Source organism: Siphonobacter sp. BAB-5405 (genome assembly GCF_002872335.1).
Classification (GTDB): Bacteria; Bacteroidota; Bacteroidia; order Cytophagales; family Spirosomataceae; genus Siphonobacter.
The window spans coordinates 35,662-48,200 of the sequence record NZ_NJAG01000004.1 but is presented as its reverse complement, the minus strand read 5'-3'; the positions used below and the strand labels follow the sequence as shown (position 1 = coordinate 48,200).

At 48.9% G+C, this 12,539-nt stretch carries 10 protein-coding genes; 3 read left to right on the top strand and 7 right to left on the bottom strand.

Features of this window, described 5'->3' with window-relative positions; genetic code table 11:
* The first annotated feature begins 202 nt into the window (after positions 1-202).
* On the top strand, positions 203-3,046 hold the full coding sequence (locus BWI97_RS03625) for a prolyl oligopeptidase family serine peptidase (protein ID WP_102200067.1): 2,844 nt from the start codon (positions 203-205) through the stop codon (positions 3,044-3,046).
* A gap of 63 nt (positions 3,047-3,109) precedes the next feature.
* On the opposite strand, the gene BWI97_RS03620 is transcribed toward BWI97_RS03625, so the two are convergent.
* A complete protein-coding gene (locus tag BWI97_RS03620) occupies positions 3,110-3,553 on the bottom strand; it encodes a peptidylprolyl isomerase (RefSeq protein WP_094808220.1) in 444 nt (147 codons plus the stop codon).
* A 473-nt stretch (positions 3,554-4,026) separates the two neighbouring features.
* Between BWI97_RS03620 and BWI97_RS03615 the strand changes: the two genes are divergently transcribed.
* Entirely contained in the window at positions 4,027-4,437 is a 411-nt protein-coding gene (locus BWI97_RS03615) for a hypothetical protein (RefSeq protein ID WP_146010863.1), read from the top strand.
* 203 nt (positions 4,438-4,640) lie between these two features.
* Positions 4,641-4,916 (top strand): hypothetical protein, encoded by a 276-nt coding sequence (locus tag BWI97_RS03610; protein ID WP_094808222.1) that lies wholly within the window; start codon positions 4,641-4,643, stop codon positions 4,914-4,916.
* 125 nt (positions 4,917-5,041) lie between these two features.
* Here BWI97_RS03610 and BWI97_RS03605 read toward each other — a convergent pair whose 3' ends face one another.
* From BWI97_RS03605 to galE, 6 genes are all read right to left on the bottom strand, one after another.
* Positions 5,042-6,205 carry an acyltransferase family protein gene (locus tag BWI97_RS03605; protein ID WP_102200065.1) on the bottom strand — a complete coding sequence of 388 codons (1,164 nt, stop codon included), beginning with the start codon at positions 6,203-6,205 and terminating at the stop codon, positions 5,042-5,044.
* Positions 6,206-6,842: 637 nt separating this feature from the next.
* Positions 6,843-8,009: an acyltransferase family protein gene (locus tag BWI97_RS03600; RefSeq protein ID WP_233207746.1), complete on the bottom strand. Its 1,167-nt coding sequence runs from the start codon at positions 8,007-8,009 to the stop codon at positions 6,843-6,845.
* Positions 8,010-8,070: 61 nt separating this feature from the next.
* Positions 8,071-9,255, bottom strand: coding sequence for a helix-turn-helix domain-containing protein (locus BWI97_RS03595; protein WP_233207745.1), 1,185 nt, complete (start codon positions 9,253-9,255; stop codon positions 8,071-8,073).
* Positions 9,256-9,305: 50 nt separating this feature from the next.
* Positions 9,306-10,166 carry a glucose-1-phosphate thymidylyltransferase RfbA gene (gene rfbA / locus BWI97_RS03590; protein ID WP_102200063.1) on the bottom strand — a complete coding sequence of 287 codons (861 nt, stop codon included), beginning with the start codon at positions 10,164-10,166 and terminating at the stop codon, positions 9,306-9,308.
* A 158-nt stretch (positions 10,167-10,324) separates the two neighbouring features.
* The gene (rfbB, locus tag BWI97_RS03585; RefSeq protein ID WP_094808225.1) at positions 10,325-11,383 is read right to left on the bottom strand and encodes a dTDP-glucose 4,6-dehydratase; all 1,059 of its coding nucleotides are present in this window, start codon (positions 11,381-11,383) and stop codon (positions 10,325-10,327) included.
* A gap of 34 nt (positions 11,384-11,417) precedes the next feature.
* Complete coding sequence (gene galE, locus BWI97_RS03580; protein WP_102200062.1) at positions 11,418-12,428, bottom strand: UDP-glucose 4-epimerase GalE; 1,011 nt, start codon at positions 12,426-12,428, stop codon at positions 11,418-11,420.
* Positions 12,429-12,539 lie beyond the last annotated feature (111 nt).

Below are 12,539 nucleotides of genomic sequence, written 5' to 3'. Positions count from 1 at the left end.
TTTCATGAATAAGCAACTGGCAATGATTATACATCGATTATTCGACTTACTTCATTATTCAAGTATAAAGTAGTACCCTTTCCAGATTGAGAAACGCCCCCTACAGCTTTGGTCTTGAGATTTGCCTGAAAAGTCGCTGACTTGAACGTTCACGGCGGGCTTTGGTGTATCTTCATTGCAAAGAAATCGTTTCATTCTCACTATGAAAAAACTCTTACTCTTCCCTTTGCTGGTGCTTACCAGCATGGCCTACGGCCAGAAAAAAGGGAAGAAACCGACTCCTCCGCCCCTACCTAAAAAAGCCCTCACGCATAGCGTGTACGACGGCTGGAAATCGATTACGTACCGTACGCTCTCCAACGATGGCGACTGGGCCATCTACACCGCCAACCCCCAGGAAGGCGATGGTAACGCGATTTTTTACGGGCTGAAAAAAAGCAAAATTGACTCCGTTCAGCGAGCCGCCGACATTCGGGTCAGCTACGACTCGGAAGTAGCTGTCTTCAAGATTAAGCCCCAAGCGGCAGTCGTACGCGATGCCAAGCGGAAGAAGAAAAAGCGGGAAGACATGCCCAAAGATTCGCTGGGTATCTATTCGCTGAAAACGAGTCAACTTACCAAAATCCCGAAGGTCTCTTCCTTTGCTCTCCCCGAAAAAGCGGGTGGATTCGTAGCCTATCAACTGGAAACACCCGCCGCAAAACGCGATACGACGGCCCGCCGTACCAATCGGAAACCCGCTAAAAAGGAATCCGAAGAAAACGGGTATCAGCTTGTCCTGAAAAATCTGAAATCAGGCACGCAGACTTCCTATTCCTTTGTGACGGATTATGCCTTTAGCAAAAACGGCAAACGGCTGGCTTACGTCACTACGGGTAACGACAGCACGGTAAAACTACCCGGTGTTTACGTCGTGGATCTGGCCAACGGTTCTTCGCAGAAAGTATTCGAAGCGAAGGGTAAAACCAAGAAACTCAGTTTCGACGAAGCCGGCGACCAACTGGCCTTCGTAACCGATCCCGATACCAACGCCAAATCGCTGGTGCATTACCATCAGTTGTACTACTGGAAATCCGGTCAGGCTCAGGCTCTCAAAGTAGCGGATCAGGCCAATCAACCCGGTCCGAAAGGCTGGCTGGTGAGTGGTGATGCTCCGCTGGCTTTCGCCAAAAACGGCTCAAAACTATTTTTCGGTACGGCTCCTGTTCCTGCGGTAGCTGATACAACGATGTTACCCGAAGAAGTGGTAAACGTAGAAGTATGGGGACCGAAAGACCGTACCCTGCAACCGCAGCAGAAAGTAACCGCCGAACGCGATAAGAAACGTTCGTACACGGCGGTATACGATCCGGCTACGAACGCCTTACGGCAACTGGCTACGACGGAAATGGACGAAATTCTGCCCGTCGCTGATGGCAATGCTGATTATGTAGTGGCCCTTTCGGATTTGAAATACTCGCACGAACACTGGGACTGGAATAGTCGTAACGATGCGTACGTAGTTTCCACGAAAGATGGTTCAAAGAAACTGATCGGTGAAAACATTCGGGGTAACATCCGCATGTCACCCGAGGGTAAATATGCGTACTGGTTCTCGCTGTCGGATACGGCCTGGTTTGCTCACGGAATTGCCACGGGCAAGACCGTTCAGTTGACCAAAGACCGGAAGTTCGCGGACGAAGACGACGATCATCCGGATTTCCCCCGGGGATACGGCTCGACGGGCTGGACGAAAGGCGATGCCCTGCTGTATATCTACGACAAATACGACGTCTGGACGGTAGATCCGGCGAATCCCGCTAGTCTGACGCGACTGACCAAGGGTCGGGAAGTAAAGAAAACCTACCGTTTCATTAACCTTGATCCCGAAGATCGCGGTCTGGTTGATCCTTCCAAACCGCAATTGGTTCACCTTTTCGATCACACGACGAAAGCGAGTGGTTATGCTCAATGGTCGGGTTCAACGCTGACGGTACTGCATCAAGGCGATTTCGCGGCCAGTCCGATGGTAACGAAGGCCAAGAATACAAATGATCTGCTTTTCACGAAAACCACGTTCCGCGAGTATCCGGATCTGATGGCAACGGATCTGTCCTTCAAAAATATTCGGAAGATCTCCAACCTGGGCGAGCAGACGAAATCGTATCGCTGGGGTACGGTGGAAATGGTGAGCTGGGTATCAGGCGATGGTGTAACGCTACAGGGATTGCTCTACAAACCCGATGATTTCGATTCGACGAAGAAGTACCCCATGATTACGTATTTCTACGAAAAGGAATCGGATAACATCCACAACTTCGTAACGCCCGCTCCGACCGCGAGTGCCCGTAACAACTACGCGTACTCGGTTTCCAACGGGTATATCGTATTCGTACCAGACATCGTGTATCAGGATGGTTATCCCGGTCCAAGTGCTTACAGCTGTATCATTCCGGGGGTACTGAAGTTACTGGAAAATCCCTGGGTGGATCGTACGCGGCTGGGCATTGTAGGCCATAGCTGGGGCGGCTACCAGACGGCGTATCTGATTACGAAAACGAATCTGTTCAAGACGGCCGTACCGGGTGCTCCCGTCGCCAACATGACGAGTGCTTACGGAGGTATTCGCTGGGGAACGGGCTTAAGTCGTCAGGCTCAGTACGAACATACGCAGAGCCGCATTGGCGGTACGCTTTGGGAAAAACCGCAGCAGTACTTCGATAACTCGCCGCTGTTCTATTTACCCAACGTACAAACGCCGGCTCTGATCCTGCACAACGATGAAGACGACGCAGTACCCTGGTACCAGGGCATTGAGCTGTACGTGGGCCTGAAACGTCTGGGTAAACCCGCCTGGATGCTCAACTACAACACCGAGAAGCACGGCCTTCGCGTGCGTAAAAACCAGAAAGACTGGACCATCCGCATGTGGCAATACCTGGATCACTACCTGAAGGATGCTCCAGCTCCGCAATGGATGACCGAAGGGTTACCCATGATTGAAAAAGGGGTCAATCAGCGACTGGAACCCGCAGCGGCTCTGCCTTCCGGAAAGGCGATGCGTTAAAAAAGAAAAGACCGAATGGCTTCACACCATTCGGTCTTTTGCTTTTAGGTAGTGTGCTACGCCTTACGCGTCGTCACGAACGATTTTTACGGACTGAATCGTATCTCCCTGACGGATGTCATCCACGATGTCCAATCCTTCAATCACCTGACCAAAAGCCGTGTGTACGCCATCGAGGTGAGCCGTATTTGAACGGTTGTGGCAGATGAAGAACTGGCTACCACCCGTATTGGGGCCCCGGTGAGCCATCGACAAAACGCCACGATCGTGACGCTGACGTTCGGCTTTCGTTTCGCAGGGAATCGTATAACCCGGACCACCCGCACCGGTACCGGTAGGATCGCCACCCTGAACCATGAAATTAGGGATTACGCGGTGGAATTTTACACCGTTGTAGAATCCTTTTTCTGATAAATCGATAAAGTTTTTTACCGTAATGGGCGTTTCTTTTTCGAAGAGTTCAATCACCATTGTACCCTTATCGGTAAGCATTTCGGCTTTTACCATTGCTTCGTACTGATTAGTTGAGGCTGCGAAGTTAGGCAATTAAGTTTTCCAAAACTTCGCAAACCTTGCTGCAAATCGTAGAATTTTCAGCCCGCCTTCCGGGACATATTTCCTCATTATCAGCTCGTTACAGATTAGAAAGTGGTTAGAATTGTATTAGAATTCACTAAAACTTAAATCAGAATTAAATTTTTTAAATCTCTTTGCAAAAGGATTTGTGAAACTTGGTTTTTACGAAAATTTCATTTTTCGCGTAAAATCAGTTCAAAATTGAAGTTCCAACGAACAAAATCCAAAGTAAATCCTTGTAATGCGTACAAAAACGAACGTTTCTTTTTCATGGTATAATCCTATATTTTCTGGAAATTACTGTGAAAAATCTAATTAATTTACTATCTTTGTTTAGAGGCCATCCTCGAAAATGGTACATCTTTTTTTCAGTACCATTGAATTAGTATTAACTGCAACAAGTCATGAAACGCTATATAATGACCGCTATTCTGGCCGGACTGGTCAGCGTAGCTTTTGCCCAGACCAAACCCCGCTTAGACCACGGATATTCCACGCATAACTACAAGCACGCCAATAAAGCAGCCGTAGCCAGGCAAATACAGAATGCCGAGTCAGGGGTAACCATCCAACGGGATGGTTCAGTACGTGAGAACATCGGATTACAATCGACGGCAAACTATAAAGTTCAGCGTCCTTATAATACCAACGGTAAACTGAATATTCCGGCTCCGCCGGTTACAGGATATGCTACTACAGATCCCAGTCAGTCACCAAGGAACTACAAAATGGGACGCCCCTCGATTGTTAATCCGAACGATCAGCTTAGTCGAAGTAAGAAAGATACCAACGATATCAACGTTGGAAATGAATAATCAGAGGCCGGGGATAAACCCCGGCCTTTTTTCTGTGGGATTTATAGCAATTCTTCGTACGCCTTGAGGTTACTTCTCTACAGGTCTATCTTTTCTCAACTACACAATCCAGATAACTATTTGTTTATCAATGACTTACTAACTTCTCTATTCTCTGGCACGATGGTTTAACCTACTATAGCTCATACTAACGAAAATGCCTTATGGACAAACTGGCAAAGTTTGAATTAATGGAGAAGATCGTTCGTGAGTTAGACGACCTTCGCAATAGCCAAACGGCTGTACTCAAAAAGATCGGTCAAATTGAAGTTGAAAATATAGAGTTGAACGATAAAACGCTGGAAAACGGCGTGTCGGATCTGTTTACGAAAATGTCCGAAACATTGGACTCTGTAACGGCCGTTCATACTGAGTTTTCAGATCGAACGGATCAGTTCAGAAAAGACAATAATCTGGTACCCGCAGAGGATGCTGTATAATCGGGTAATTTAGAATAAACAAAAAGGAGAGCTTTCACAGGCTCTCCTTTTTGTTTATGGTCGTTGCCCTAGTCCAGGCCTCAATTTTCTCTTCAAAAAGACAGGCTTCCAGCATTCAGACCCCGTTACGGCGTAAGACTCTCCAGCGGTGAAGCCACACGGACAGCTTTTGGTTTTAATCCGAACAACAGTCGAGTCCAGGCCAGGTGCCGAATCAGGAAGTGATATAAAACCCAGCAAGTCAGAAAAGTACTGACTACCAGCAGGATAAACTTCATCGGCCAGTTCATTTGAAGGGGAGCCAGCCAATAGCCTACCACCACGATAATGAGCTGGTGAAGAATGTAAAAAGGACATACAGCCTCGTTGGCATAGGAAAGGAAGCGGCTATTGAAGTTTAGATAGTAATGGGCATTTCCGAATAAAGTCAATAAGCAAACCCAGGTATGGAAGGTTCGCAGCAATGTATATACTGCCAAAACCCAGCCCGTCAGTTCAGGCCGATCAACCCAGAAAAACGTATAAAGTAGCGTCGTGGAGACGACCATCAGGGCCAGTGTCAGGAAGCGGTAGTGTACGACCGTGTCCCAGAACTTTCGCTGGGCACAGACGAAATAGCCCATCAGGAAGAAACTCAAGTAATACCAATGCCGCTGCCCGTAACTGCATAAAGCATTGAGGTTCAGAAATTCTTCCTGCCATAAAAAATCGGCTAATGCATACCAAACGGTTGGTACCAGTATCAACCAGCCAGGATGGGCACAAAACCTGGCCCATGCTGCCGTGAATCGCTCGTTTACAGGCTTACGTACGGCCCCCAGTAGTGGGATACTCACCAGATTATAGCTGAATAAATACGCCAGAAACCATAGATGATGCCAACCAAAGTTTCCCTTCGGATAGCTCTGAAAGTGAAACACGGTTCTGTAAAATTCGAGGTAGGAGAACGTAGCTCCATCGGTGAGCCGTTCGACGTAGATCTGCGGGGGTACAATGACAAACATCCCAAAAATCAGCGGCAGCAGAATGCGTCGCGTTCGTTCACTCAGGAATTCCAGAACCGAACGCTGGCCCAGCGACAACCATACGCCCATGCCTGCAATCATAAATAGTAAGGCCATTCGCCAGGCACCGACAAACTGCATGGGATACTCGATCAGGTAGTTTTGAACATTGTTTTTGACGTGCCAATCCCAATAGTTAAAGAACATTCCCGTGTGAAAAAGAATCAGTAAGCCAAAGGCGAGTACGCGAAGCCAATCCAAATCGTAACGGCGGAGGATTTTCATAAAGTATACGTTTAAAGACGGTGGGGGTAATCAACTTTTAGCTACAGACTGACCAGAAAGGCCCCTGTGTAGCCGGTAAGCAACGGAGGTTTAGCTAGAATGACACTAGGAACTACGCCTGACTGGACAGGAATAGGGTTGTAGTTGCTGCAATCTATTGGCGAATAGATGCAAAGGAATGGATTCCGGGCTGATCCTGGGGGATTGCTGTTTGGTCAGAAGTGACCCAAAGCTATATCCTGGCCAATAGCCATGCATGCTACCGAGCGGAAGCATGGAGCAATTCTTACACGAGTTAAGGTGGGGCATACAAGAGCCCGCCTGGCGGGGCGGGCTGCTAAAATACGAAAAGCTGTGTCACTTCATGACGTTGAGGAGCCACTTGCAGTAACTATTCTCCAGGAACAGCTGATTCAACGAAGCTTCTGAAAACGAAACCTATTCTTCAATTCTGGTTTTCAATGAGTTATTCGAATAAAACACTACAAACTTTTCGTCTCTTCGAGAAGAATTTTCGCTTGATTCCAACGCCTCGCCTGTACGGATCCGGAAAGCAATTTCTTTAGGCTAAAGGTTGCTGTTTCCTACTGGTTTTCAACTCCCTTCTGAACGAATCTACTCGCAGAGATCGCTCCATTTATGGAATGAGACTCGCACGCGGCGATGGTACACGGGCAGCTTTCGGTTTTAGCCCAAACACCAGTCGGGTAAAGCTAAAATGTCGAATAACGAAGTGGTATAAAATCCAGCAACCGAAGAATGTAATCGCGGCCAGCAGTATAAACTTAACGGGCCAGTCTATAGGCAGTGGAGCCAGGTAATAACCAGCGGCAATCGTGATGGTCTGATGCAAAATGTAGAAGGGATAAACCGCTTCATTGGCGTAGGTCAGAAAGCGATTGTTGAAGTTGAGGTAGCGATAGCCATTGCCAAAAATGGTCAACAGGCACGTCCAGGCATTAAAGGTTCTGAAAAGGGCATAAGCTTCGTAATTCCAGCCTTCCAGCTCAGGCTGATCAATCCAGAAAAAGGCGTATAACGTAGTTGTACACCCCAGCATTAACCCCAGCGTTAGGAAACGGTACCGAGCCAGCGTATCCCAGAATTGCTGCTGCGTACAAAATACATAACCTGTCAGAAAAAGCGTGAAGTAGTGCCAGTGTTGCCGCCAGTCGTCCACCAGTGCATTCGTCGTGGGAAAACGTGCTTCCAGTAAAAAATCCGCCAGCCAGTGCCAGACGGCAGGCAGTACCAACAACCAGACCGGATTACTGAAAAACGAAGCCAGCCTAGCCGTTACCCGTTGTCCCGCAGGTTTACGCAGGTATAGCAGAATGGGCAGCCCAATGATCGAGTACGCGAACAGATAGATCAGATACCAGAGGTGATGCCAGCTCAGGCTACCCCCTTCCGGATAGGGCTTAAAATTGAAAACGGTTTTATAAAATTCCCAATATGAAAAGCTGGCTCCCTGCTGAAGTCGCTCAAAGAAAATCTGCGGAGGTACGATGACGAACATGCCAAAGACCAGCGGCAGAAAGATACGTTTGGTTCGTTCACCCAGGAACTCCCCGGCGGACCGCCTTCCCAGAGCCCAGTACACACCCATACCGGAGATCATGAATAATAAGGCCATCCTCCAGGAACTTGTAAATCGCATGGGATACTCAATGAGGTGCGTCTGGACGTTATTTTTCACGTGCCAACCCCAGTAATTGAAGAACATTCCCGCATGAAAAAAAAGAAGCAGACCGAAGGCCAGTACGCGGAGCCAGTCGAGATCGTAACGACGTGTGGATTTCATGAGCATTTGATTTGAATGCCCAAAAGTGCTCGTTTTCAGCACGGTTCGACGACCGTACGCATCAGGACGACGTGCCCGCCGATAAGGACGCACTCCGAAACACGGAAGGAGTTTGCCCGGTTTCGCGTTTAAAAGCGGCGTTGAAGGCTGACTTTGAGTTGTATCCTACCCGTTCGGCGATTTCCTCGATTTTCAGGTGAGCATTTTCCGGAGCAGCCAGTAATTGCCGGGCTTCTTCGATCCGGTATTTGGCCAGCAGTTCAAAAAAGCTAAGTTCCAGCGTGTCGTTGAGTACCTGGGAAAGATGATGCGTCGATACGCCTAGCCGCTGAGCCAGTCCGGGTAAGGAGCAGGTCGATGCTAACTGAGGTTTCTCTTCGCGTAAGACGTGCTGTAGTCTTTCCAGCGTACGATTTTCCAGTTCGGGCGTTAGAGAAGATTTCTCGTACTTCCGAACCTGCCCGGTTGGCGTGGCGGGTTCCACCCGGAAAAAACCAGACTGGCGAATGATACTGAAGCTCGTCACGTAGATGATAAACGCCAGGTGAGCCACCACCAGGTGATCGCCCAGGTCGCTCTCAAAGGTCGCACGCGTAATCAGGTATACAATCGTGATAAAGGTCAGGTGAATCTGTAAATTCCGGAACCAGATCAAATCCGTCGGCTGGCTTCCCCAGAAACGGGCCTGGATGCGTTGAAAGGCCAGCAATACTTCTCTCCAGGTAAGTGCCAGGTAAATCAGCATACTGATTCCCGTAAATTCATTGATGTGCCATTTAGGCCAGAACATCCAGCGTTCGCCATACGACTCAAAAGGTGGCGATGGAATTTCAGGATGGAACGCTCCTAGAAAAGCTTCGTACTTCAGGCTTAGTGGTTGCGGGTAGTACAGAACGGTCATGTACAGGAAATACAGGACTGCCGGCAGAAAATGCCAGATATTCCGAGCGTTCCAGCTTTTCCGTAGACTGACTCTAAAGTATAGGTACAAGCAGGGAAATAAGGCCAGATTGGCCGGTTCGGTTGAATCCACCAGCCATAACACCTGCACCATGTAATTGGTATAGCCCAGCCACACGTCGCTCATGAGCAGCGTCATGCAAACCAGAGAAAAGCCTAAAAAACGGTTGGGGAACTGTTTTCCTTTACTGTGCGTAAGAAAGAAATACGTCAGGAAACACCCCTGAATGATGCCAAGCAAAATCAGGATTGCAAACCAATCGATACGGGGACTAAGCTGGGGCATAGAAAAAGCCCGCCTAAATGAGGCGGGCTACTAAAATACGAAAAGCTGAATTACTTAATCAAGTTAAGGAGGTACTTCCCGTAGCCACTCTTGACGAGCGGTTTAGCCACGGCCTCCAGTTGCTGCTTGTCGATGAAGCCCATGCGGTAGGCCACCTCTTCAATACATCCGATTTTCAGGCCCTGCCGCTCTTCAATCACTTCAACAAATTGCCCCGCCTGCATCAGCGACTGGAAGGTGCCCGTATCCAGCCAGGCCGTACCCCGGTCCAGCACGCCTACTTTCAACTGGCCTTTTTCCAGGTACACCCGGTTAATGTCGGTAATCTCCAGCTCGCCCCGTGGACTGGGTTCAATGGCCTTGGCAATGGCCACAACTTCATTATCGTAGAAGTACAGCCCTGGCACGGCGTAGTTGGACTTTGGTACCTCCGGCTTTTCTTCAATGCTCAGTACGTTGAAATCGTCGTCGAATTCAACCACCCCGTATCGCTCGGGATCGTGCACCTGATAGGCATACACCACCCCACCCTCGGGATCGTTGTTGGCTTGCAGAAGCTTGGAAAGGCCCGAACCGTAGAAAATGTTATCTCCCAGAATCAGGGCTACTTTATCATTGCCAATAAACTCTTCACCGATGATGAAGGCCTGAGCCAGTCCATCCGGACTCGGCTGTACGGCGTAGCTAAACTGACAGCCCAATCGGCTCCCATCGCCCAGCAACTTCTCAAAGTGCGGTAAATCGTGCGGCGTGGAAATAATCAGGATTTCGCGAATGCCCGCCAGCATCAGAATCGACAGCGGATAATAGATCATCGGCTTGTCGTAAACCGGCATCAGCTGTTTGGAGACAGCCAGCGTCAGGGGATGCAACCGCGTTCCCGAGCCGCCTGCCAAAATAATTCCTTTCATCTTCGAATGAGGGAATGAGTGAATGAATGATAGAAAGAGGGAATTCAGTAATGGGCGAATGAATCAATAATCGCATGCGTGAATACAGGAAAACCACCGTAGTGTTTACTTATTATTCACGCATGCGATTATTCACGCATTCGATCATTGATTCCGTGTTATCGCTGAGCGTACATGCTGTCGTAGTACTTCTGGTAGCTCCCTGAGGTGACTTCTTCCAGCCACTCCGTGTTCGAGAGATACCACGCCACCGTCTGAGCCAGGCCTTCTTCGAAGGTAACCGAAGGTTGCCAGCCCAGTTCATGCATGATTTTATGGGCGTCGATGGCATAACGAAGGTCATGGCCCGCCCGGTCCGTCACGTAGGTAATGAGTTCCCTGGAAGTACCCGCCGGGCGACCCAGCTGGTCATCCATGATCTCGCACAGCAGGTGCACCAGATCAATGTTTTTCCACTCATTAAAGCCGCCGATGTTGTAGGTTTCACCGGGCTTGCCCTGGTGGAAAACCACATCAATGGCCCGGGCGTGATCTTTAACAAACAGCCAATCCCGTACGTTTTCCCCTTTGCCGTATACGGGCAACGGTTTGTTATGCAGGATGTTGTGAATCATCAGGGGAATCAGCTTCTCGGGGAAGTGATTAGGACCGTAGTTATTGGAGCAGTTGGTAAGTACGAAGGGAATACCGTAGGTGTTACCGTAAGCCCGAACGAAGTGATCCGAGGAAGCCTTGGAAGCCGAATACGGCGAACGTGGATCATAAGGCGTGGTTTCTAGGAAGAACTCTTCGGGATTATGCAATTCACCGTACACTTCGTCAGTGGAGACGTGGTAGAACAGGTGTCGTGAATAGTCGTCTTTCCAAGCTTTCTTAGCCGCGTTCAACAGGTTGACCGTACCAATGACGTTCGTCAATACGAAAGCCATGGGATCGGTAATCGAGCGGTCTACGTGGCTTTCGGCCGCCAGGTGAATGACGCCGTGAAAGTCGTGTTCGGCGAACAGCTGATCCAAAAACTCAGCATCGCGAATGTCACCTTTGACAAAGGTATAATTGGCAGCCGACTCCAGGTCTTTGAGGTTGGCCAGGTTACCGGCGTAGGTCAACGCATCCAGGTTAAACACCTGATAAACGTCCTTGTACTCGGTTACAAACCGACGTACCACGTGTGAGCCGATGAAGCCCGCTCCGCCCGTAATTAATAGTTTCTTCATAGGGATTTCAATGTAGGATGAAGATTGAATTCGATTACTTTAAAGTTAATTGCCAACGCCACGCGTCTGCTAACGCTTCATCCAGTGTTTTTTCGGCTTTCCAGCCCAGTTTTTCGGTCGATTTACTTACGTCGGCGTAAATCTCCATGATATCTCCGGCCCGGCGGGGAGCAAATTCGTAATTGAGCTTCACGCTGGTTACGCGTTCAAACGTATCGATCAACTCCTGAACGCTCGTACCCGTGCCCGTACCGATGTTAAAAAAGTCGTAATAATTCGATTCTGCTTGGTTCACCAGCAATTCCAGGGCCTTCACGTGAGCTTTGGCCAGGTCCACTACGTGAATGAAGTCACGAATACAGGTCCCGTCAGGCGTATCGTAATCCTTACCAAATACCATCAGTTTTTGACGAATGCCCGCAGCGGTCTGCGTTACGTAAGGCACCAGGTTGGCCGGTACGCCGATGGGCAATTCGCCAATCAGGGCCGATTCATGAGCACCTACGGGGTTGAAGTACCGCAAAGCCAGGGCTTTCAGACCCGGTTTCGCAGCTACCGTATCGCGAATGATTTCTTCGCCCACCTGCTTGGTATTTCCGTACGGAGAAGCGGCGGGTAATACGGGCGTTTCTTCCGTTACCGGAATTACCTCGGGCTGACCATATACCGTACAGGAGGAGGAAAATACAAAGTTCGACACCCCATTGGCAATCATTGCTTCCAGCAAGGTAACCAGAGCCGAGATGTTGTTTCGATAGTATAACAGGGGTTTTTCAACGGATTCACCAACGGCCTTACTAGCCGCAAAGTGAATAACTCCCTCAATCTTATCTTCCTTAAAAATCTTAGTCAGCAACGCCGCATCGTTACAATTAGCGTTGTAGTACTTCACTTTTCTTCCCAGAATCGATTCGAGCCGATTCAGTACTTGTTCCTGTGAGTTAGAAAAATCATCGAGAATAATAGGTTCGAATCCGGCCCCGATAAGTTCTACAACAGTATGGGAACCGATGAATCCGGCTCCGCCGGTGACTAGGATATTCATGAAGTAAGGGTTAGAAATCTTTCAATTAAGCCCCAAAAATAGAAAAAATACGCGGGCCGAAGGTACTGGTTCCGGGGATCATTTTTATACGGTCTGTTGTCTTTTTTATGA